Annotated in this window: 23 protein-coding genes; 16 read left to right on the top strand and 7 right to left on the bottom strand. The window is 37.6% G+C overall.

Annotated elements, in window-relative coordinates; all coding sequences use genetic code 11:
- Positions 1 to 426: 426 nt before the first annotated feature.
- Positions 427 to 1176: a GNAT family N-acetyltransferase gene (locus RTK36_RS06760; RefSeq protein ID WP_312045523.1), complete on the top strand. Its 750-nt coding sequence runs from the start codon at positions 427 to 429 to the stop codon at positions 1174 to 1176.
- A gap of 164 nt (positions 1177 to 1340) precedes the next feature.
- Here RTK36_RS06760 and RTK36_RS06755 read toward each other — a convergent pair whose 3' ends face one another.
- The 4 genes from RTK36_RS06755 to RTK36_RS06740 form a co-directional block, all read right to left on the bottom strand.
- Entirely contained in the window at positions 1341 to 2735 is a 1395-nt protein-coding gene (locus tag RTK36_RS06755; protein ID WP_312045521.1) for an FtsW/RodA/SpoVE family cell cycle protein, read from the bottom strand.
- Complete coding sequence (locus RTK36_RS06750; protein WP_312045519.1) at positions 2722 to 3069, bottom strand: PadR family transcriptional regulator; 348 nt, start codon at positions 3067 to 3069, stop codon at positions 2722 to 2724. Before RTK36_RS06750 ends, RTK36_RS06755 begins: the two co-directional genes overlap by 14 nt.
- A 365-nt stretch (positions 3070 to 3434) precedes the next feature.
- Positions 3435 to 4490 carry a DUF4179 domain-containing protein gene (locus RTK36_RS06745; RefSeq protein WP_312045518.1) on the bottom strand — a complete coding sequence of 352 codons (1056 nt, stop codon included), beginning with the start codon at positions 4488 to 4490 and terminating at the stop codon, positions 3435 to 3437.
- On the bottom strand, positions 4483 to 4971 hold the full coding sequence (locus tag RTK36_RS06740; RefSeq protein ID WP_312045516.1) for an RNA polymerase sigma factor: 489 nt from the start codon (positions 4969 to 4971) through the stop codon (positions 4483 to 4485). The genes RTK36_RS06745 and RTK36_RS06740 overlap by 8 nt, the downstream gene beginning before the upstream one ends.
- A gap of 520 nt (positions 4972 to 5491) precedes the next feature.
- Here RTK36_RS06740 and RTK36_RS06735 point away from each other — a divergent pair.
- The 3 genes from RTK36_RS06735 to RTK36_RS06725 all read left to right on the top strand — a co-directional run bounded on the left by RTK36_RS06735 (position 5492) and on the right by RTK36_RS06725 (position 8154).
- Positions 5492 to 6346: a MerR family transcriptional regulator gene (locus RTK36_RS06735; RefSeq protein ID WP_331654977.1), complete on the top strand. Its 855-nt coding sequence runs from the start codon at positions 5492 to 5494 to the stop codon at positions 6344 to 6346.
- Between the two features lie 106 nt (positions 6347 to 6452).
- Complete coding sequence (locus RTK36_RS06730) at positions 6453 to 7415, top strand: helix-turn-helix transcriptional regulator (protein WP_312045514.1); 963 nt, start codon at positions 6453 to 6455, stop codon at positions 7413 to 7415.
- A 118-nt stretch (positions 7416 to 7533) separates the two neighbouring features.
- Entirely contained in the window at positions 7534 to 8154 is a 621-nt protein-coding gene (locus tag RTK36_RS06725; protein ID WP_331654982.1) for a type 1 glutamine amidotransferase family protein, read from the top strand.
- 310 nt (positions 8155 to 8464) lie between these two features.
- Here the strand turns inward: RTK36_RS06725 and RTK36_RS06720 are convergent, their stop codons facing one another.
- From RTK36_RS06720 to RTK36_RS06710, 3 genes are read right to left on the bottom strand one after another with little or no spacing between them, the layout of a single operon-like run.
- Positions 8465 to 8710, bottom strand: a complete 246-nt coding sequence (locus RTK36_RS06720; RefSeq protein ID WP_312045509.1) for a hypothetical protein — start codon at positions 8708 to 8710, stop codon at positions 8465 to 8467.
- Positions 8711 to 8734: 24 nt separating this feature from the next.
- Positions 8735 to 9556 (bottom strand): MurR/RpiR family transcriptional regulator, encoded by an 822-nt coding sequence (locus tag RTK36_RS06715; RefSeq protein WP_312045507.1) that lies wholly within the window; start codon positions 9554 to 9556, stop codon positions 8735 to 8737.
- A 22-nt stretch (positions 9557 to 9578) separates the two neighbouring features.
- Positions 9579 to 10559, bottom strand: coding sequence for a sugar kinase (locus tag RTK36_RS06710; protein WP_312045505.1), 981 nt, complete (start codon positions 10557 to 10559; stop codon positions 9579 to 9581).
- A gap of 491 nt (positions 10560 to 11050) precedes the next feature.
- Between RTK36_RS06710 and RTK36_RS06705 the strand changes: the two genes are divergently transcribed.
- The 12 genes from RTK36_RS06705 (at position 11051) to RTK36_RS06655 (ending at position 22940) form a co-directional block, all read left to right on the top strand.
- Positions 11051 to 12019 carry a substrate-binding domain-containing protein gene (locus RTK36_RS06705; protein WP_312045503.1) on the top strand — a complete coding sequence of 323 codons (969 nt, stop codon included), beginning with the start codon at positions 11051 to 11053 and terminating at the stop codon, positions 12017 to 12019.
- A gap of 94 nt (positions 12020 to 12113) precedes the next feature.
- Complete coding sequence (locus RTK36_RS06700) at positions 12114 to 13619, top strand: sugar ABC transporter ATP-binding protein (protein WP_312045500.1); 1506 nt, start codon at positions 12114 to 12116, stop codon at positions 13617 to 13619.
- A gap of 26 nt (positions 13620 to 13645) precedes the next feature.
- Positions 13646 to 14623 (top strand): ABC transporter permease, encoded by a 978-nt coding sequence (locus RTK36_RS06695; RefSeq protein ID WP_312045498.1) that lies wholly within the window; start codon positions 13646 to 13648, stop codon positions 14621 to 14623.
- A 17-nt stretch (positions 14624 to 14640) separates the two neighbouring features.
- Positions 14641 to 15615: an ROK family protein gene (locus RTK36_RS06690; RefSeq protein ID WP_312045496.1), complete on the top strand. Its 975-nt coding sequence runs from the start codon at positions 14641 to 14643 to the stop codon at positions 15613 to 15615.
- A 16-nt stretch (positions 15616 to 15631) separates the two neighbouring features.
- The gene (locus tag RTK36_RS06685; protein ID WP_312045494.1) at positions 15632 to 16507 is read left to right on the top strand and encodes a class II fructose-bisphosphate aldolase; all 876 of its coding nucleotides are present in this window, start codon (positions 15632 to 15634) and stop codon (positions 16505 to 16507) included.
- Between the two features lie 17 nt (positions 16508 to 16524).
- Positions 16525 to 17484: a 6-phosphofructokinase gene (locus RTK36_RS06680; protein WP_312045492.1), complete on the top strand. Its 960-nt coding sequence runs from the start codon at positions 16525 to 16527 to the stop codon at positions 17482 to 17484.
- Positions 17485 to 17500: 16 nt separating this feature from the next.
- A complete protein-coding gene (locus RTK36_RS06675) occupies positions 17501 to 18781 on the top strand; it encodes a class II D-tagatose-bisphosphate aldolase, non-catalytic subunit (protein WP_312045490.1) in 1281 nt (426 codons plus the stop codon).
- Positions 18782 to 19217: 436 nt separating this feature from the next.
- Positions 19218 to 19331 carry a helix-turn-helix domain-containing protein gene (locus RTK36_RS16680; RefSeq protein WP_442871341.1) on the top strand — a complete coding sequence of 38 codons (114 nt, stop codon included), beginning with the start codon at positions 19218 to 19220 and terminating at the stop codon, positions 19329 to 19331.
- A gap of 561 nt (positions 19332 to 19892) precedes the next feature.
- A complete protein-coding gene (locus RTK36_RS06670) occupies positions 19893 to 20552 on the top strand; it encodes an amino acid ABC transporter permease (RefSeq protein WP_312045696.1) in 660 nt (219 codons plus the stop codon).
- Positions 20533 to 21207, top strand: coding sequence for an amino acid ABC transporter permease (locus RTK36_RS06665; RefSeq protein WP_312045488.1), 675 nt, complete (start codon positions 20533 to 20535; stop codon positions 21205 to 21207). Before RTK36_RS06670 ends, RTK36_RS06665 begins: the two co-directional genes overlap by 20 nt.
- A gap of 5 nt (positions 21208 to 21212) precedes the next feature.
- Positions 21213 to 22001 (top strand): amino acid ABC transporter ATP-binding protein, encoded by a 789-nt coding sequence (locus tag RTK36_RS06660; RefSeq protein ID WP_312045485.1) that lies wholly within the window; start codon positions 21213 to 21215, stop codon positions 21999 to 22001.
- 54 nt (positions 22002 to 22055) lie between these two features.
- Positions 22056 to 22940, top strand: coding sequence for a transporter substrate-binding domain-containing protein (locus tag RTK36_RS06655; protein ID WP_312045483.1), 885 nt, complete (start codon positions 22056 to 22058; stop codon positions 22938 to 22940).
- Positions 22941 to 23136: the final 196 nt, after the last annotated feature.

Below are 23136 nucleotides of genomic sequence, written 5' to 3'. Positions count from 1 at the left end.
ATTCACCTACTCCACAGAATCTAGTTATGATGCTAAACGTGGTATAGTGGTGTTTTCCACCAGCCACTTCTCCAGTTACAGTATAGCCTATGAAGTCAGTTCCGAATTTACCGATAGGGGAAAGAAAATTGGTGTCGCAACCTATCGCTGATGGAAGCAGTATAACTAAACCATGCATACTCTGGACGTCTAGGGTATTCTTTGCAAAATACTGATAGAGATGTTATGATTACAAGTTAGTATATGATATATATGTATAATAAAGTGAAAAATATCCTGTAAAGATCTTTAAAACAGACACTGCGTTAAGGGTCAAATTAAGAAAATACTTAGAGGATTAGGTTCACGTTCCAGTCGTGAATTTGCGCCTAAAAATTAAGATGCAAAGGGCTAATATTCTCAAAGATAAGAAAAGTTGGTGATGAAATGAGCATAGAAAAAGGGGCAACACTATTTGATGGTTGGGATGAAGCAATGATATGGTCGTGCTTGCAGGGGCACATGGGAAAAATGATTACCGATAACCGTGTGAACCCAACCTCAGCAATGATTGAAGTGGGTGATATTTGTTTTTTTGCGGGCAAACCGGATTCAAGGTTATTCCAATCACTGATTGGGTCCAAATTTTTAGTTCCCAAAGACAGTTCTTGGGAGATACTAATTGAAAGTTATTTTGGGAAACATGCAAAAAAATTTTGGCGTTATGCAATAAAGAAGGAGCCGAATATTTTTGATCAGGAAAAACTAATGGGGTATATAATGGCGTTGGATCATGGTTATGAAGTTAAATTATTCAATGAAGAAATATTTCAGATGGCACGAAGTGAAGATTGGTCTGCTGATTTATGTTCCCAATTTAAGGATTATGCTGATTATGAAAAAAGAGCTATAGGCGCCGCCATATTGCATAATGGAAAGCTTGTGTCAGGGGCTTCGCCTTATGCTGTGTATAACGGAGGCATAGAAATTGAAATTGATACAAAGCCTGAATACAGGCAAAAAGGTCTTGCAACTGTATGTGGTGCAAAATTGATTTTAGAATGCTTGCAGCGAAAGTTGTATCCAAGCTGGGATGCCCATGATATGCGCTCGGTGTCTTTGGCAGAAAAATTAGGTTACCATATGGATCATCCATATGTAACATACGAGTTAACTGATTTTAAAAAAGTGGATTGAGATCATACTACAGCTGTTAAATTTTACTTTTTATTTTTTAACAAGAAGGAAATTGAGCCGTTACATAAAACATAGATTGTAACGACTCGATTTCCCAATAGGTTTGATTATATGCAGTGGGGGATGAATGGTAAATTAAAGGGGATGCTCATAGAGTGAGGGCTTTAAGAATGATTTGCATTCAAATTGATAGTTATTTTTCCATCCTCATAAGAAAAAATTGAGTGGGAGCCTTTGTTTGTCTTCATTTCTAAAGAACAATCTCTAACTATTTCTCCAGTTCGAAATATCGAGAGCATAAAGCCTATTAGTGCCGCATTTATAAATAAGGCTGTGTTTCCGTAAGAAATAAGTGGTAGTGACAGGCCGGAAATCAATCCATAACCGAGATTATCTAGTATATAAAAAGCAGATTGCAGAATAAATGTTAGTATTATTGTTAGTGCGATAAGAGAACCTAAGATACTTTTTTCTCTTAAAGCTTTATAGATCCCAATACTAGAAAATGCCACGATAAGCAGTGTGATACAAAGTAAAATCACAAATCCAAATTGATGAATCAAAAAAACAAGGGAGTAGTCCGTGTTGACATTTGGCATTGCGGATATATCTCCAATCATTTCAGGGACACCACCTTTTCCCCAAAAAACAGCTTTCGATAAAAAGGCTCTAATTACACAACATTGGTATCCTGCTGTTAACCTAGCTTCCTCAGGATTTAAAAATACACTAATTCTAGTCCACATACGGTTTAGATACAGAAGGCAAAATAAAGGTGATATTATGATTGTAGGAATGAAAACAACCATCAATCCTTGCTTTTTATTAACACCAAACCAACCACGCCAGATTGAAAAACACAGGACTGCTAAAGCTGTAATGGTATAAAAAATTAAGCCTGAGATTGTGGGAATTACTGTCAATAAGAAGGCTAGGGGCAGATAAGCTAAACCACACATTAAAATACCAGGAAATCCTTTGCTTCTCATACGATAAACAAATAGAGAAAATGCGAGGGGAAAGATTAGGGATAAGTATGTTAATGATATAGAAAACATGCCCATAACCCATACTTGTTTACCATTTACGCTAGGGCAAAATAGAACTCCGATTATAGAAACACACAAAATAAAAAGATATATTTTCATAGAATGTTTGCCTAGTACAGTAAAATCAATGTAATAGCAACCTACAAAAATGCCAAATGCAAAAACATATGGTAAAAAGCTAAATGTGCCCAGAGACGCAGTGGAGGCATTTATGTAATCATTAATAAATAGTCCTAATAGCATAATTATTCCTGTTAATACTATCATCAACCACTGTGGCTTAGGTTTATGTGTTTTATCCAGCTCTTGACCTAAGAAAATAGCATCACCCATTTGACTAATTGCTTTGTGCGTAGCAGCGTCTTCGTCATCTCCACTTGCCATATACGCATCCCTCTGGTCATATAGATGATTTTCAATTTCTGTGATAATGATTGGTTTGGCTTTTTTCCATCGGATTTGCTCACTCACTTTATTGCAATATTCCTTTATTGGTTTAATTGATTGCATAGTTTAAACCCCCATTCAAAACCTTATTTACAGCAGTTGAATAGACTATCCATTCTTGATGCTTTTCTTTTAACAAATTCGTACCCTTAGCAGTTAGGTGATAGTATTTTCGAATTCGCTCATTATCCGCTTTCGTCTCATAGGATTCCACAAGCTGATTTTTTTCAAGGTTGTGTAAGATTGGATAAAGGGTACCGGCTTTTAAATCGAAGGTATGGTCAGATTTGGTGGAGAGCTTTTCAATCATTTCATAGCCATACATATCCTTTTCTTCCAGCAGCTTTAAAATGAGTGTGGTCGTGCTTCCTGCCAATAAACTTTTATCAATAGGCATATATTGTCCTCCTTTATATATTGGTTATCTATATATTAATATACATAGATTATCTATATATGTCAAGGGCGAAAAAGATTATATTTTAACTGCAAAAGAGAAAATGTTTGCTGAGTATCCATTGGGAAGCGATCTAAAGGGAGATCATTTTTTTCTTCTAATTCCAAGGGGTTTTATGTATGAACTTCTGATGTTGGAAGAGGCGTTAAAGGTTTTATAGTTAGTTTCAAAAAATCTCTTATACGTTTAATATATTTGGAAAAAACAAGATACAAGTAAAAAAAGCCTTTTATGAAGGCTTTTTGAGAATTAAAATTTGTGAGACTTTGTCTGCTTGATAATTTAAATGAGTTTTGAGGGGGTGCTTATTGGCTTTGGTTTTCTAAAGGAAATGTAATTTTCCAGTCACCTTTCGTTTTCATACCGGAAGTCACAAAATTTCCATATAAGGTATAATTGGAAATTTCACTTTGTGGCACGTCGAACACATAATTGCAAAAGGTAATTCTCCCGGGCTGATCATACTGATTTACAAAGTTGAAACTATAACTATTATCTATTTTATTGCCATCCTTATCCTGCAGATAAAAAAATCCATGGTTATCATTATCTAAATTATCGGTAATAGCTATCTGAATATGAAGCTCACTATCAATATAGCCTATGCCGGTTAAATCAATTCCATCTATAGGGAATTCTTTCATAGGTAAAGAAGGAATTAGGGCCACCGGATTTTTTTGGTGAAATAGTTTGTAATTGGTTCCACCACCGCCGGTAATATTTGAAGCCCTTTGTGTTTTTTCTGCAACATCAACAGTTGTAAGTGATATCGGAATTTCAATATCGTCATATGTTTGTTTATGACTTAGAAATTCGCGAACAGTAAATGTTATTTTATCTCCTGTAATATCTTTGTTGCCCCATTCATCAATTGTAATTAAAAAGGTAGCCGTCTTGGTGTTTTCGTCGTATCCAACACGTTCACAATGTGCTGAACTTTCAAAGGGGCGGTTGATAGAATAACTATCATAAAGATCCGTGGTTTCATCAATTCTTTCTTCTGTTAAGTCGTGCATTGATACATAGATTTCTGCAACATTATCATGAATATATGTAGATACTATCTCCATTTTTATCCCGTTGTCTTCATCAGATTTTCGGATAGGGGTAAAAAACTGTGCAACAGTTGGTGAAACCATATACATGAGTTCATATATCGGTTCTACCGTAGCGGCTAAAGCTGGCATTGCAAGTGATAAGCAAAGACAAACCGATACGAAAGCGATTGCAGGCTTACGGAATGAATACATTTTTTTGCCATATTTTTTTTCGATTTTCTGAGCTTTAAGAATGGTATCTTTCAATAAACTTTCATCAGGACTAACTTGTTTATTGAGCCCATTGTACTGTTCTCTAAACATAATCATCCTCCTTCATAAATTTTTTAAGCATGACTCTTGCCCGTGTGAGTTGGGTTCTAATAGTAGAATTCTTTCTGTTAAGGACAAGGCTTATTTCCTCAAGTGACATATTTTCGTAATAGAATAGATGAATGACCTCGCGATATTTTAATGGTAATTGCTGCAGTTCAGTACATAGATTTATAGCTTCTTCTGTTTCAAACGTCTCCTCATTTGTAAGTTCCTGGGACTTTTTCTTCCATAAAGAACTCCAAAAATTGTTTGAACAATTAATTGTAACCCGAATTAACCAAGCCTTTCGATGTTCCTCATTTTTAAATATAGGTTTCTTTTTAACATAGCGAAGAAAAACCTCTTGAAAAATATCGTCAGCATCATGTTTTGTTCCTGTGCGAGCAAAAGCAAGGCGATATACCATATCCGAATAATAACGGATAACATTTTCTGCGCAATCATCCATATGTAATGATTGTTGTTCCATGGGTCTAACCCTCCTTTCACTCTTAACACCTTTAGAGAGAGGAAAATGCTACATAAAAAATATAAAAATTTTTAGCGTGCTGTAAAAGCACGCTAAGGAGCAGAGTTTATAAATTCGTTTATAAGTGTAATTTGTATTTGCCGGTTTCATAAAGGTTGCTGCTTGACAGTAATTTTAATATTTTACCATAGCAAAGAGCTTGTTTCAAACTTCTAATATGAGAAGCAGAAGAGGGAAGAATAAATAAACTTCTAAGCTAGAAAATCTTGAGGGAACGAATTGCCCTTATAGTGATAGGGGGATTTATAGTGCCTTTCATTGAAAATATCTGACGAAAGCAGTATAATGACCTAATTCATACTTGAAAAGCCTTTGGCATAGCACATCAAAAAATAGAAATGCTTGTTAAGATGTTACAACTTTGGCGGAAAAATTATGGAAAATATGAATATAAAAAATGTCTTGACCCTTACGGAACGTCATAGGTTAAAATGATTTTATCGGGAGAAAAGGAGGGCATATGACAATGAGAACAGTAAAGGAAATCTCAGATTTGACAGGTATTAGTGTGCGCACACTTCACTATTATGACGAAATTGGGCTTTTGAACCCCACAGATAAGAGCGATGCTGGATACCGCCTTTATGACGATAAGGCACTGGAAACATTACAGCAGATATTATTTTTCAGAGAATTTGATATTCCGTTAAAAGATATCAGAACAGTTATGTGCAATCCTTCTCTTGATAGAAATAAGATTTTGCAAATGCAGAGAAATATGTTGGTGGTAAAAAAAGAGCGGGTAGAACGTCTGATTTGCAGCATCGATGATATTTTGAAAGGAGAAAACAATATGGATTTTGCAATATTTTCGAAAAGAGAAATAGAAGAACTATGTCAAACAACACTAGACCGTATGCCAGAAAAAATAAAGGAAAGTATTATTAAAGACTTTGGTGGAATTGATCAGTGGAGAAAGCATTATGTGGAGCGTTGTTCAAAAGAGGATATGCAAAAAGGTTATCTGAAAATGGTTGAATGGTATGGAGATAAGGATAGTGCATTGAAAGCTATGAATAACCCCCCAAGCAAAGATGTTGGTGCGGCATTTGGAAAAAGAGTAGAAGATATTGAAAGAAAGTTGAGTAAGCAGAAGGAATGCCCATTAGATTCGTTTGAAGTTCGGAAAATAATAGGTGAATATGGCTTTGTTATGAAGCAATTTTCTCAAGTGACATATGAAGCAGGAATAATGTTATCTATTGCAGCCAACTATAGGTCAGAGAGAGCAATGGCTCTTCTGGATGAGAAATATGGAGCAGGCTTTGCTGAGTTTGCCTCACGTGCCATTGAGGCATTTTACAAGGATAAATGAGTTTTAATGTTTAAAAATTATACCAACGAGTTTTTGTTTAACTGAAAAATTGAGGAAAGAAACTTTAAAACCAAAATATTGAGTTTCATCATAGCAGGGGGAACGTATGGCTAAAAACGATAATATGCTGGCAATTCTTTGGATGCTGAATTCAGGCGAAAAAATGACTGCAAAACAAATATCTGAAAAATTAGAAATAAACATAAGGACAGTTTATCGCCATATGGATGCACTATGTGCCAGTGGTGTGCCTATTATATCTGATCCGGGTCACAATGGAGGGTATAGCCTTATGAATAATTTCATCAGAGCACCTCTGTTATTTGATATGGAAGAAAAAAAGGCACTTCTTCATGCTGCTGTCTTTGCAAAAGAAGCTGGATACCCTTTGAGTTCGGCTTTAAGCAATGCAACATCAAAGTTGAAACTGTATTCAAATCAGGAACAGGAAAGTATATTGAACCATCACTTAGCCGGAATTGATGTTATAAACCCTATGGTGAATACTTCCCTTCAGCCGATTTTGGCAGAGCTGGAGCAGGCGGTAGAAAAGGAATACTCTGTAGAAATTGAGTATCGCACAGGCCGTGAAGCGCAATCAAAGAACAGGATAATAGACCCCTATGGAATGGCTTACTGGAACAATAAATGGTATATTGTTGCATTTTGCCACCTAAGGGATGAAATACGAAGCTTTCGGGTAGATCGGATTTTACTAGTCAAGCGTACTCAACTAATATTTAAGCGCCCCGATGATTTTTCTGGCCGTGAATTTTTAATGAAAAACCTATTGCCTGCTATAGAGGGTGAGGAGGGGTTAGTTACTTTGGTTATCGAAGGCAGGGCGGAGGCGTTGGATGAACTATGTATGCATTGGTTTTTAGGGCATCATTTGAAGGAACGAACAACCAATCAAGCTGTTTTTTTATTTGAGGAAAAAACAATTCATCTTTATGTCCCTAATTTTCTCCTACCTTATGGTAAATCTATTCAAATAATTGAACCACAGAGTTTGAAAGAAAGACTTGTTGTTATTGCATCGGAGTTAATGGAATATTATCAACTTTAACAACTTCACTGACAGTAGATGTCAGTGAAGTTGTTTTATAATAAGGATAGTCATTGATCACCGATGGTAGGTATTCCTTGATGAATAAAATTTAAGGAGAAAATGTAAATTGAATAATATGGTATATCTTTATGTGTTTGACACAATGTCAGACTGGGAAATAGGTTACTTAACGGCAGAATTGAACTCGGGAAGATATTTTAGAAAGGGACTTGATCCATTTAAAATAGTAACTGTTGGAATTGAAAAAAAACCTATAATAACAATGGGCGGATTAAAAATACAACCAGATATCAAACTGGATGAGTGCGAAATTGATAGCACAGCTGCATTGATTTTACCGGGTGGAAATACCTGGGCAGAAAAAATACACGAACCTATCCTAAGAATTGCTGAAAGGTGTTTGAAGGAAGGCATACTGGTGGCAGCCATTTGCGGTGCTACAATGGGACTTGCACAGACAGGATTGTTAAATTCACGTTGGCATACAAGTAATGATCTGGAATACCTTAAATTGATTTGTCCCGCTTACAAAGGGGAAATGTACTATAAAATGGAGTCGGTAGTTTCTGATGGAAATTTGATTACTGCATCAGGAATAGCGCCGTTGGAATTTGCTGTACATATCTTGAAATCTCTGGACGTATTTTCTTCAAAAACATTAGATGCTTGGTATAACCTTAATAAGACGTATGAATCCAAATATTTTTATGAGTTGATGAATTCAATCATAAGCTGACGAAACAGATAATGTATATGCTACATCATTTTGTTTACGCAAGGCGCTGGGAGATAAAGGAACTTTTGTTCATATTTTTAAATGAACGAAGGATTTGAATTCAAATTGAATATAAATAAAACAAGAAAGTGTTATCATAAACTAACCAAGTGTTTTATTACTCCTTTAACAAGAAATAAGCATGATGAATAAATGATACAATGTAAATGCTGATCTTGTTAACCTGACAATAAACATAACCAGGATATAAATCGAGTCCGTAAAAATAGGCTGAGTTTTTAAATATCATAAACTCAGCCTATCCTTATTTTCATTGATTTTCTTTTTGAATTCGCTCTTGCAATTTCTTGGTTTTTTCATGGGCATAAAAAGCCAGAAGTGCAATTGCAACAAGTATCCCACCCATAATCACACGATAGAGACTAGAGCCCGAGGGAAAGTCAACAACATAAGTATATCCAAAATAAAGCACGCAAAGAACCAGGACAGTGCGATGGAATTTGAATTTATTATATTGTGATGTAAGCTCTGCAAGTATTTCATTTTTATGATCCATTTGGGCTCCTTTACTGATTATGTTCTAGGGTATCTGTGTTTCAGCTAAAAACATTTTTACACCTTGAGGCGTGCGCTTTTTGTTTGCGGTGAAAAACACCAGAGCATCTAATATAACGCTTGTATAGATGTGAGATTCGGCACCAAATACAGATGTTGATGAGGATTCAATGGTGCTAGCCAAAGCGTAATCCGCATGTTTTTTTAAAGGGTTTGTTGTAATATCGGTGACAGCAACGGTTGCCACACCTTTTTTTCTGGCCAATTCAAAGGCTCTCACCACATTTTTTGATCCGCCACTATGGGAGACACCAATGACAATATCACCATAGCGAGCTAAGTTAATATTAGCAAGCTCCAACTCATCGGAAATAGAAGTTGTAGTAGCAATCCCTATGCGTCCTAAACGAAATGAAAATTCAAGAATGGAGGGAATGGTATTGCCCGAGGCAATGACATGAACAGTATTTGCAGATGCAATTAAATCCACACATTTCAAAAAGTTTTTTTGATTCACCATATTTCCTATATGCAGCATATTTTGTGCTGTAGCTTGAAAAAAATCATTCAAACTGCTTAGGGGTTCATTGTTGGATTGTTGTTGTTCTTGATCTAAACTATGAATGAGCATAACTTTAAGCTGATAAAAGCCTTTATAGCCCAATTTCTTGCTCATGCGTACCACAGTTGCTTCGCTGGTGCAGCTTTCTTTTGCAATTCCTACCACATTTAATGTCTGTATCCTATCAACATTTTCCAATAAAAAGACAGCAACTTTTTTTTCTGTGATAGAAAGACTGTCCAAATTGAGTTTAATATTTTCATATGCTGAGTCCACTAAATGCATTCTTCTAATCTCCTATATCGGTTTATAATAATTTCGCGAAAGGGTTTTCTATATCTACTGCCTCCACTGAGGGATTTTCGGAAATCAATTGCTCAATTTCTTCTTTTCTGCAATTACCCTCCATAGGGCCTTTTTTAGAAACAGCCAAAGCGCCAGCGGCATTTCCGTATTTCGTTGCCGTTTTGATGTCAATTCCTTGACAATACAAGGCCAAAAAAGTTCCATCAAAGCAGTCTCCTGCACCGGTTGGATCCACTTCGATGGTAGGGAATGTGCCAACTTGGAAAGCGTCACTTCTTGTGTAAACATCTGTACCTCTGGAACCATCTTTTACTACTATGATTCTATCCTTTTTCTTTAATAATTCCAACAGATTTTTTTCATATGCTCCAAATAATTTTACAAGTTCGCTTTTTCCTGTCAAAAGGAAGTCGCAGCACTCCAGAATTTCATTAAAATAATCAGACGTTTCTCCAGTTAAAAGCTCGGGACGGATATTAGGGTCAAAGCTGATTTTTACATTATTTTTTTTTGCAGTGCGAATGGCCTTCATGATTGCTGCACTCATAGTTGGACTTCCTGTTACTGAACATCCCATAATATGCAGTATTTTAGAGTTCTTAATCAGTGGGTCATCAATATCATTGGGACCAAGCTCGCCACAAGCAGCGTGTTTAAAATGAAAGATAAATCTTCTGCTGCCATCTGTAGCGTATGTTACAAAGGCATTCCCCGTAGTATTATCTGAAGTTTCAATGATGTTGGATATGTCCACTCCGGAGGATTCTAGTCTATTCTTATTTAGTAAACCAAAGTCATCTTTTCCCACTTTTGCTACAATCGTTGTTTTTGCGCCCATTTTTGCAGCTTGATCAATTGCAATAGCTGGTGCACCACTTGGAAAGGGACCTAAAAGGGTTCCGCCCAGTTCAAAAAAATTCTGATTCTTTTTTTCTGCCAGTATTTCCGCCAAAATTTCGCCAATTGTTATAATATCGTACATATACATACCTCCAAAAAACAAAATAAATATGCATAAAAATGAATAAATATAAATAAAAAATTCAACCTCTGTGCATTGTTTAGTTTCAGTATAATATATAAAAATTTGCAGGTCAATAAGATAATTTTTAATATTTTTTTATGATTGAGGCATAATATATTTTTCACTTTAATAAAGCTGGTCATATATAAACTTGAAAATAATTTTCACATTTTTCATCAAATTCAATTAAAATTTCTTATTGTTTTCAAAAAATGAAGAAATTTAAGATCGATATGAAAAAAATTTCACAAAATCAAGTTATTGTGCTAAATTACTTAAAACCAAAACAGGAAATTGTAGGAGTATACAAAGTTGTTCAATGTGCTGTAAAATCATTGACTTTTTTTAAATAAATTGCTATTATTTTTTTATGTCCGAGATGCATAATTACAAAGGGAAATTTTGCATAAAATCAGGGCAAATATTCAATGCAAAAAGGAGAGAGGTTTATGAAGAAGTTTTTAAGTGTATTACTTAGTGCAACATTGGTACTTGGCTTGACTGCTTGTGGCGGTTCCAAACCAGCTGCTGAAGGAGAGAAGCCTTCTGAAGGAGATTCAGCGAAAAAGGAATTAACATTGGGCTTCATTGTTGGTTCCAGAGAACACGTTTTCTACAACTTAATTGAAGAAGGCATTATGACTGCTTCTAAGGATTTGGGCTTTAAAGCAATTGTTCTTGATGGTGAATTGGACAGTAATGTAACGTCTGACCACATCAACAATTTAGTAGCACAGGGCGTAGATGCAATTGCACTTTCTTGCAACGATCCCGGTGGCACAACACCTGCAATGGAAGCTGCTGACAAAGAAGGTATTCCTGTATTTACATTTGACTGCACTAGCGATGTAACTGATGTTGTAAAATGCTTCGTTGGTACTGACAACGTTGAAGGTGGTAGACTTGGCGGTCAAGAGACAGTAAGACTTGCAGAAGCTGGCAAAACTGTTGGTATCATTAACTTTGACGAACCTCAATCTTGTATCGATCGTCGTACAGGCTGGGAAGAAATTGTAAAAGCTTCTGATAAAAAATTAAATATTATTGATATCGGTAACTACGAAGGCGATGCTGCAAAGGCTGAGCAATTAATGTCTGATGCTTTGTCTGCAAACAACAATGACATCGCAGTTGTTTTCGCAGTTGGTGATCCTGCTGCAACAGGCGCTTTAGCTGCAATCAAAGCTGCTGGTGCAGATACAAAAATCATCGGTTTCGATGGTAACCCTGAAGCAAAAGCAGCTATTTTGGATGGTGAAAATGGGAAATTCTGGGTATCTGAAATTTCTCAGAATCCTATGGAAATCGGAAAGCAGATTTCTAAGAACATGGTTGATTATTTGAACAATGGCTCCGTTACTGAAGCTAAAATAATGATCGCACCTTATATCATTACAGCAGAAAACGCTGCAGAATAATAGTTCTAATTGAATGGATGGCTTTAAGATGAGTTGTTTCAACTCATCTTAAAGTTTTATTATAAGCAAATTTTTAGTAAGGAAGGTTGATACGATGAATCCGTGTTTGCAAGTGAAAAATATTTCAAAAAGATTTCTAGGTGTCAAGGCCCTTACAGACGTGTCTATTGATTTTTATTCAGGAGAAATGCATTGTCTTTTGGGAGAGAATGGTGCGGGGAAATCCACATTGATTAAAATCATTTCCGGTGTTTATGATGCTACCGAAGGAGAAGTTTTTTTTAATGGACAAAAGGTAAACTTTCATAACCCTCGTCAAGCATTGGATGCAGGCATTTCTGTAATCCATCAGGAGTTAAGTATTGCAAACGATTTAACAGTAGCGGAAAATATCTTCTTAGGTGCAGAGCAAAGGCAAGGCTTCAAAATGCTTTTGGATAGAAAACGAATGAATAAAGAAGCTCAAGAAATCTTGGACTTTATGAAGGTAGATATTCAAGCGACGCAAATTGCTAGGGAACTAACAGCGGCTCAACAGCAAATGGTGGAAATTGCCAAGGTAATGACGAAAAAGACAAAAGTTGTGATTATGGATGAGCCTACTTCTTCTTTATCAGGGCACGAAATTAATGCGTTGTTTGAGCAGATAAAAATACTAAAGAAACAGAATGTAGCCATTATTTATATCACCCACCGACTAAAAGAAATGTTTGAGATGGGAGAGCGGGTTACTGTTTTAAGAGACGGTTGTAAGGTAGACACGTTTAACATTGCTGATGTAACGGAAAAAGAATTGGTTGCCAGTATGGTTGGGCGGGAAATTCAGGATTATTACAACAGACAAGAGCATACAGCAAAAGAAGAATTACTTAGAGTTGAGGGACTTACAGGTAAAAAAGGTGAATTCAAAAATGTAAGTTTTAGGGCATGCGCTGGAGAAATTATTGGTTTCGCTGGCTTAGTGGGAGCCGGCCGAACAGAAGTAATGGAGGCAATCTTTGGTGCAAGAGAATATTCTTCCGGAAAAATTTTTGTATCTGGTAAAGAAGTGCTCTTTAAAAATCCCATTGAAGCGATTAATGCACATATTGGTCTTGTTACCGAAGACAGACGACGCACAGGGCTAATGCTTAATGCAATGATAAAAAACAACATTGTTTTGCCTAGTCTCACAAAAAACAGTAAAAAGTTTGGCTTTTTAGATTTAAAGTGGGAGAAAGAAGTAAGCGAAGATTACGTGGAAAAGCTGAAGGTGAGAACACCTGGAATCAATACGGAGATTGCCAACCTATCTGGAGGAAATCAGCAAAAAGTTATTTTGGCTAAGTGGTTATTAGCGAATTCAAAGATTTTGATTTTGGATGAGCCTACCAGAGGCATTGATGTGAATGCCAAGTCTGAATTTTATGCACTTATGAATGCCTTTGTTGCTAATGGTGGTTGCATTATTATGGTATCTTCGGAATTGCCGGAAGTTTTAGGCAACAGTGATAGAATTATAGTTATGAGAGAAGGCGAAATCGCAGGAGAATTACATTATAAAGATGCTACCGAACAAAATGTAATTGAACTTGCAAGTTTAAATAGCAAAAATACTTAAGAATAGTTATTGAGAGGTATAATGATATGGAAAAATTGAAAGCATGGCTAAAGAAAAACATGGTTATTGTGTTTTTGATCGGTTTGTGTATTGGGTTTGGCGTAGCGACAGACACTTTTTTCACAACGAAAAATGTTATGAACCTAACCTCACAGATGGCTATTAATGCCCTTTTGGCAACCGGTCTTACTTATGTAATTATCCTTGGAGGAATCGATATTTCTGTTGGTTCAGTTGCGGCTCTTGCGGGTGTATTTTCCGCAATGGTTGGGTTGATGTTCCCGAATATGTCCGTATTCATGTCCATCATAATCCTGGTTGTATCTTCATTGATTATCGGAGGAATCTGCGGCTTCTTCAATGGTATCATGGTTACAAAATTTAAAGTAGTGCCTATGATTACCACATTGGCTACGATGACGATTGCCAGAGGTGTAACTTATATTGTTACAGGCGGAACGGCTGTCTTTGGTTTGCCTACCCAATTTTCATGGCTGGGTGCAGGCCGATTGCTGGTAACGGATACTCACCCCAATGGTATTATTCCGATTATTACATTATTTACGATTATTGTTGTGGCGCTGATGCATATTTTGCTTTCCAAAACTGTGTTTGGTAGACATGTATATGCAACTGGTTCTAATCCTCAAGTAGCTCACCTAAGTGGTATTAATACAAACAGAGTTATTTTAAAATCACATATTTTATGTTCCATCATGGCTGCTTTAGGTGGTGTATTGGTTGCATCTAAACTGCAAAATGGACAACCAGGTGCATGTGAAGGCTACGAAATGTACGCAATCGCTTCAACGGTTCTGGGGGGCACCAGCCTTTCCGGCGGCAGTGGTTCTGTTGGCCGCGCAATGTTTGGTGTTGCCATCATCGCAGTTATCAATAATGGTATGAATTTATTATCTATCTCTTCCTATTGGCAGAAGGTAGTAATCGGCAGTATTATTCTATTGGCTGTTATTTTTGACATGTCACAAAAGAAAAAGGCATAAGGCTTGGAAAAAGGTGTATGATGAGATATTATTTGATTTTAGACATAGGTGGAACAAAGACATCAGGTGCGTTGTTTACGGAAGATGGAAAAATCGTAGATGATTATGTGCATGTGGCACCCTCGAAAACTTTCTTAGGGGAAGAGGCGGTATATCAAAATACCAAGGATGTATTGTTGCATATTATAAATCATTTTTCTCTTAAGAAAGAAGAAATTTTAGGCATCGGCGTGGGAAGCCCCGGACCTTTGGATGCAGAAAAGGGTGTTATTATCCATGCTCCTTTGATGGGATGGCACAATTTCCCCATTGTAGAACGATTGGAAGCTGATTTTGGAACGAAGGTTATGTTAGACAATGACGGCAATCTGGGTGCACTTGCCGAGGTGCGAATGGGTGTCGCAATGGGATTGAAAAACATAATCTATATGACTGTAAGCACCGGTTGTGGCGGTGGAATTGTTGTAAATGGTGAAGTATATCGCGGCAGTTCCAGTGGTGCAGGTGAGGTTGGGCATATGTCCATTATGCCTGAAGGTTTAAAATGTCCTTGTGGCAGTGTGGGGTGTTTTGAGTTGTACGCCTCGGGCACTGCGATTAATCGTCGCCTGAAAGAGGATATGGAAAAGGGTATCCAAAGCAAGGCTTTTGAATTGGCAGACTATAAGGCGGAAAACTTGAACGGAAAAGTGTTAAATCAAGCGGCAGAGCTTGGAGATGCATATGCCCTTGAAGTTTACCGCAAAGAGGGTTATTATTTAGGAATAGGAATTGCAAATCAATTTAACTTCTTTAACCCCGATACCATCGTTTTAGGCGGTGGCGTTACAAAGGCAAAGAAATATTTCCACGAAGCTTTGATGGAGACCTTAGAGGAACGATGTATTCAGCCAATCAGTGAAAGTTCTGTTAGATATTCTGTGATGAATGACAGGGTTGTGCTATATGGTGCATATTGCTTAATTAAAGAATACACAGATAAAAAACAATGAGATAGGAGTGTTTATTATGGGAGATGTGAAAATGAGAGGTTTAGTGACTTTAAAAGAAATTTTAGAGAATACAAGAAAAGAAGGCTATGCAGTAGGCAGTTTCAATTTCAATGGCTATGAAGATGCGCAGGGAATAATTAATGGCGCGGCAGAAAAAAATTCACCAGTGATTTTAATGGCATCTATGGGTGCTTGCAAATATATTGGTTTGCATCAAACGGTTGGCATGGTTAAAGGTATGGCGGCTTCTGTGGATATTCCTGTTTGCCTGCATTTAGACCATGCAACAGATATGGATTATATCAAAGATGCGATCAAGGCAGGGTTTTCCTCTGTTATGATTGATGCTTCCGCAGAAGATTATGAAACAAATATCAGAAAGACGAAGGAGATTGTTGCATTCGCGAAGGAATACAATTGCTCTGTAGAAGCAGAGTTGGGCAAAGTTGGTGGTAAGGAAGAAAACATCGTTGTTTCCGATGAAAAAGCAACTTTTACACAGCCTTCCGATGTTCCTCGTTTCGTTGAGGAAACAGGCATTGATGCTTTGGCAATTGCTTTTGGTTCTGTTCATGGCTTCTACAAAAGCGAGCCTAAGTTGGATTTTGAGCGTTTGTCTGAGATTGCAAAAATTACAGATTGCCCCTTGGTTCTTCACGGTGGTACAGGCATCCCTGTAGAAGATTTCAAAAAATGCGTTGTATCAGGAATTAGCAAAATCAACGTTGGAACAGAATTTAAAAAGACTTTCACTGATACTATTAGAAAAATGTGTAATGACCTTCCAGAGAAAGAGGTTGATCCTAGAAAGTATATGGGACCTGTGAAGGATGCTTGCGCAGAAGTTGTAAAGGGAAAAATTGACGTGTTCGGCAGTGCAAATAAAGCCTGATAAAAGAGGGAATACCAATGAATATAGCTGTGATTACCAGCGGCGGGGATTCATCGGGAATGAATCCGTGCCTTGCTCAAATAGTAAAATATGCAACACAACAGGGGCATGTGGTTTACGGATATAAACGTGGATTTTTAGGAATCCGTGATAATAATTATACGGTGCTCCGTCCCAGTGATGTACAGGATTGGCATAAAAAAGGTGGTACAGAGCTGCGCACCGGAAGATTTCCAGAACTGAAAGAGCTAGAAAATCAAGAGCTTTTGATTTCTCAACTGACCAAAAACAATATTGATGCACTGATTGTTTTGGGTGGAGACGGTAGTTTCAAGGGTGCCAGAGCTTTAAGCAATTTAAACCCAAAAATGAACATTGTTGGGGTACCTTGTACCATTGATAATAACATTTATGGCAGTGAATATACATTAGGATATGACACAGCATTGAATAAACAGGTGGATTATCTGGATGGTATTAGCGACACCGGTATGGCATTGCCGGGAAGAGTCTTTTTTGTGGAGACATTGGGTGCGTGGGATGGTTATTTGACCCACAGCTCCGTATTGATGGGAATGGCAGACTTTAGCGTTCTGGTGGAAAAACCTATGACAAACGAGGAAATTGCCCGGGAAATCGTAAAGATACGAGAGAGCGGGGATAAGGACTACATTGTGGTTATGTTTGCCGAGGGAGATAGCCAGAATACTATCACCAGAATGGTGGATGCTGCAAATTATGTGAAAAGCACTTTGGGGCTGAACGTAAAATGCAACCTTGTAGGATTTCAACAACGAGGGGGCGTGCCCACAGCCACAGACAGATTAAGGGCAGCAGGCTTTGCCAAATATGCAGTTGATGCGGTGATAAATGGCATTCAAAATGTGTATGTGGTTTATGTGGACGGAAAATATCAATATATGGATGTTGAACAAGCCTTTCAACGAAAGGTATTTGACGAGTTCGAGATTAAATAAAAAGGTTTGGTGTGCCATGGAAAATATATTGAAACAAATGGTTAAAGGAGAGGGCAATACCCTGGGAATTGCATCTTACTGCACAGCCAATGCACTAGTGATTGAAGCGTTGCTGTATCATGCAAAACAAACCCAACAGCCTGTTCTAATTGAGGCGACAGCCAATCAAGTGAATCAGTATGGTGGATATACAGGAATGACCCCTCAAAATTTTGCTGATTTTGTATTTCATATTGCAGACCAAATGGGTTGTAGCAGAAATCTAATTTTTCTAGGAGGGGACCATTTGGGTCCCCTTACTTTTCGCAATCTTCCTGAGGAAGAGGCAATGGAAAATGCAAAAGTATTGGTTAGTGAGTATGTGAAAGCTGGTTTTACAAAAATCCATTTGGATACCAGTATGAAGCTGGGAAATGACGCAAAGGATAAACCCCTTAGCACAGAAATTGTTGCGAAACGTGGGGCTGCACTGTATCAAGTTTGCATGGAAACCCTTGCACAGATTGATGGTAAGGTAGAACCTATTTTTATCATTGGCAGTGAAGTTCCCATTCCGGGAGGGGCTACTGAGGCAGAAGAAGGAATCTCTGTAACGAGGGTTGCTGATTTTATTGATACAGTAGAGACATATCAAAGGGTTTTTGATGGGTATGGGCTATTAAATACATGGGAAAACATTGTAGCAGTGGTAGTGCAGCCTGGAGTGGAGTTTGGGGATTCTCAAGTTTTCCCTTACGACCGTGAAGAAGCGAAGGCCTTGTGCAACAGTTTAACGGCATATCCCTCCTTGGTTTTTGAAGGACACTCCACAGACTATCAGACAAAAGAAAAATTAAGAGAAATGGTAGAAGACGGGATTGCAATTTTGAAAGTAGGGCCTGCTTTGACATTCCGATTAAGAGAGGCTTTGTTTTCTCTTAGTTTTATGGAAAAAGAATTGTTACCAAAAGAAAAACAGGCATGCTTTATAGAAGTGCTGGAAGAGGTTATGCTTACAGAGCCGGAAAACTGGATACATCATTACCATGGAACTGAGGAAGAAATAGCTTTGGCTAGAAAATACAGCTATTCTGACCGTTGCAGATATTATCTATCCAATGCTCAGGTGCAAAAGGCAATAGATCAGCTGTTCGGTAACTTTGATAAAATAACGATACCCCTAAATTTAATGCATCAATATATGCCCAATCAATATGAAAAGGTTATACGTGGTGAATTGAAAAATGATGCCCGATTGCTGGTATATGAAGCTGTTTTGGAGGTAGTAGCTACTTACGAATATGCAATAAAAAGATAATTGAAAGAAAAGATAATTGAAAGAAAAGATTCCCCGGCGAGTTTATTAATTTGTTGGGGGTTTTTTTATATTACAATGTTGATTAAAAAATAAAACAGAGGAAAAAGTTTTAGTTATAAATATGCTGAATATAAATTGATGCAGACTTGTGAGCTTATATGGGTGGTTGAGTTTTGTGCCTTTATGATTGTAATTCTCTAAACTAAATGTGAATATTCAAAGGTAACCTAGGTACACAAACAAAAGTTATATTACAATAAAGCCGTTGTTTATTGACAAAAAAGTTTCAGGTAAGTACAATCACAACAATTTAGCTTTATCTAACTTGTTAATTGGTGTAATAGGGGTGGAGGGGAGTAGCGTGGAGTTAAAGTAATTGTAATATTTTCTGGTAGCCTCTGAAAAAAGAAGCTGAACAAAGAGAGGAACTTTATTTATTTCCCCACCAAATATCAGCAAACTTATTTCAACCTTAGAGAAAGAGTTGGGATATTCAGCGTTTGATCGAACCAGAAAGGGGTTGCGATTGACGGAGGATAATATGAGATGAATAGCTACCCATTTATTCGTAAGAATTTTTTGATTATAGATGTATTGTCCTATATAAAAAAGTTAAAGTAAATACCTATTAACCTATTGACAAAATAGGTTAATACGAGTATGATACCCCTATGATTAAAACATTGCAGGAGGTGGAAACAATGAAGGCTTTGAAAAATATCTTTAAAATAAATAACAAGTGTTGCTGTTGCACCATATTTTTCCGGGCGATGTGTATGGCCGGGTGCTTCGACAGTCATTGTTTCGCGCCTATGAGAATCCTTTGATACATGGATTGTTTTGCCATTTGCCCGGGAGCCATGGAAGCCCCCGGTTTTTTTGCGCCCAATTTGGTATGGGAAAATGAAATTATAAATTAAATGATACTTAAGGTTGGATGCATTGAAGTTGAAATGTAGTTTTTATTTTGACTGAGGAAGACTGTATGTTCTTTCTACATTGCGTAGGTGGTGATATGGAGAAGTACCTTGAGTTGAGAGGAACCTTAGTCGATAGGTTTTAAAAGAAAGCTCCATCATGGGAGTGAAAAAGAAGGAAGGAGGGGGTCATTCTGAATTGGGAATTCATATGGGAATATCTGCCATTATATCAGAAGGCGGCATGGCTTACACTAAAAATTGGACTAATTGGAATTTTGTTTGCTATCCTGCTAGGTTTTCTATGCGCGGTTATTCAATATTACAAAATACCATGTCTCAAAAGGATAGTAGGGGTCTACATAGAGTTGAGTCGAAACACACCCCTATTGGTTCAGTTGTTCTTTCTATATTATGGCTTGCCCAAAATTGGAATTCAGACAAATGCCACAACCTGCGGCATTATCGGGTTAGCATTTTTGGGTGGGAGTTATATGGCGGAAGCATTTCGAAGTGGTTTGGAAGCGGTGGAAATCATTCAGACAGAAAGCGCACTCAGTCTAGGAATGAATCAATATCAGACAATGAGGTATGTGGTACTTCCACAGGCGATATCTGTAAGCATTCAAGCGTTTATGGCAAATGTAATTTTTTTGATGAAAGAAACCAGTGTATTTAGTGCGATTAGCTTGATGGATTTAATGTTTACAGCGAAAGATCTGATTGGACTTTATTACAAAACTACGGAAAGTCTATTTCTGTTGGTGGTTTTTTACCTGATCATCCTTTTGCCAATTTCTATTATGGGCAGCTTGCTAGAGAGGAGGCTGCGCTATGCCGGATTTGGGTCTTGAAATTTTACTGAAAGGTAGCAACATGATTCGCCTTTTGGGGGGGTTATGGGTAGCATTAAAAATCAGCTTAATTTCTGTCGTTATTAGCATTCCTCTTGGTATCCTATTGGGTGCAGTGATGACATGGAAGAATCCTATTACAAAAATAATTCTAAGGGCTTATTTGGAATTTATTCGCATTATGCCACAGTTGGTTCTTTTGTTTCTTGTTTATTTTGGAACAACGAAAGCATTTGGGTGGGATTTATCGGGAGAAACAGCAGCCATTCTTGTTTTTACCCTTTGGGGAGCGGCGGAAATGAGTGATTTGGTTCGAGGAGCGCTGATTTCCATTCCCAAGCATCAGTATGAAAGCAGCGAAGCTTTAGGACTTAGTAAGACGCAAACGTATTTATATATTATCATTCCTCAGGCAGTTAGGCGGTTGATTCCATTATCCATTAATCTCATAACAAGAATGATTAAAACCACCAGCTTAATCTTGATGATTGGCGTGGTAGAGGTGCTTAAGGTTGCCCAGCAGATGATAGAGGCAAATCGCATGTCCAGCCCCAACGGGGCTTTCGGTATCTATTTAATAGTTTTTATTTTGTATTTTATTGCTTGCTGGCCCATTAGCATGTTGGCGAAGCATTTGGAAAAGAAGTGGAGGTGATTTTATTGACAGAACCATTATTAGCACTGGAACAGGTAACAAAGAATTTCGGGGAAAATACCGTTTTGGATGGAATTAATCTGTCGGTTCATCAGGGGGAAGTTATCGTTATTGTCGGCCCCAGTGGCTGCGGGAAAAGTACCCTTCTTCGATGCATCAATGCTTTGGAGCCGATTCAAGGAGGGCAAATCATCTTAGAGGGCGAAAAGATTGATCAAAAGAGCAAAAGCCTAGTGGCTCTTCGTCAGAAAATTGGGATGGTTTTTCAAAGTTATGAACTATTTCCCCATTTAACAGTATTAGAAAATATATTGTTGGCGCCTACTAAAGTGCAAAATCGAAAAAAAGAAGAGGTTCGGGAGGAAGCGCTGGCGCTTTTGGGGCGTGTTGGTCTTATTGGCAAGGAAAATAGCTATCCCAGACAGCTTTCAGGAGGACAGAAACAGCGGGTCGCCATTGTGAGAGCATTATGTATGCATCCGGAAATCCTTCTTTTTGATGAAGTAACTGCTGCTCTTGATCCGGAAATGGTGCGAGAGGTTTTGGATGTCATGCTGAATTTGGCAGAGCAAGGAAGAACCATGATGATTGTGACCCATGAGATGCAATTTGCAAGGGCGGTGGCAGACCGAATAATCTTTTTGGATGGAGGAAGGGTTCTGGAGGATACCAAGCCGGATTTATTTTTTGAAGAACCACAAACAGAGCGGGCAAAGCAATTCCTAAATATGTTTGAGTTTCATGCAGTCAAATCTCCAAAGGAAGCAGAAAAATCTGTGCAACAGAATGCATAAGGAGAGTTGGACATAGACAAATAATCTATAATTTATATGAAAAGGGGAAATTTTATGAAGAATTTTAAAAGAATGGTACCATTGGCACTGGCAATGACCCTCGCTTTGGCGGTTACCGCATGCGGCAAAAAGGGGGACTCTAAAGAGGCTGGAGAAGATGCAAGCGCCGGCGGACAAAAAGCAGTTGTTTACCGTACATTAGATGAAATAAAGGAAAGCGGCACAATCAACATTGGTGTTTTCTCTGACAAAAATCCTTTTGGGTATGTGGATGAAAATGGAGATTATCAGGGGTATGATGTTTATTTTGCCAACCGTTTGGGTAAAGATTTGGGTGTAAAGATTAATTTTGTGTCTACAGAGGCGGCAAATCGCATTGAATATTTGGAAACAGGAAAGGTAGACGTGATTCTTGCTAACTTTACTGTTACAAAAGAGCGTGCAGAGAAGGTTGACTTTGCTCTGCCTTATATGAATGTTGCCCTTGGGGTTGTTTCTCCTGAAAATAATGTAATCGAAAGCTTGGATAATTGGAATCCTAAGGATGAAATGATTGTAATTTCAGGCACTACAGCTGAACCGTTTTTGATTGAAAATTATCCCAATGTTCCTTTGCAGAAGTATGATTCCTATGCTACGGCGAAAAACGCAATGGAAAATGGGAATGGTGTCGCATGGGCAAATGATAATACAGAAGTCATTGCTTTTGCTTTACAAAATAAAGGCTATACCGTGGGTATCCCTTCGTTGGGCAGTCAAGATACCATTGCACCTGCTGTGTCCAAAGGAAACGAGACTCTTTTGAATTGGATTAATGAAGAAATAAAGAGCTTGGGGAATGAAAAATTTTTCCATGCAAATTATGAGGCAACTTTGGTTGATACTTATGGTCTGGAATTTGAAGACAGTCTGGTTGTTGAAGGCGGTCAGGTTCAATAAAATTCAGAATCAAAAAGGGGAAGTCTTTTGGGCTTCCCCTTTTTGTATTCTCTTTTTATAGAATGAAGATGATTGGAAGATGAGAAATAAAAAATACTTTAGGAATTATTTTTTTTGTGCTTCTATGAAATTGTCATAAAGAAAAGGCATGGTTCTTATAGGGGGAACCGTGCCTTTTCTAGTATTATTTTGCAGT

The sequence above is a fragment of the Anaerotignum sp. genome (assembly GCF_031981185.1).
Classification (GTDB): domain Bacteria; phylum Bacillota; class Clostridia; order Lachnospirales; family Anaerotignaceae; genus Chakrabartyella.
The sequence above is the reverse complement of the archived record's forward strand: the minus strand, read 5'-3'. Positions and strand labels throughout refer to the sequence as shown.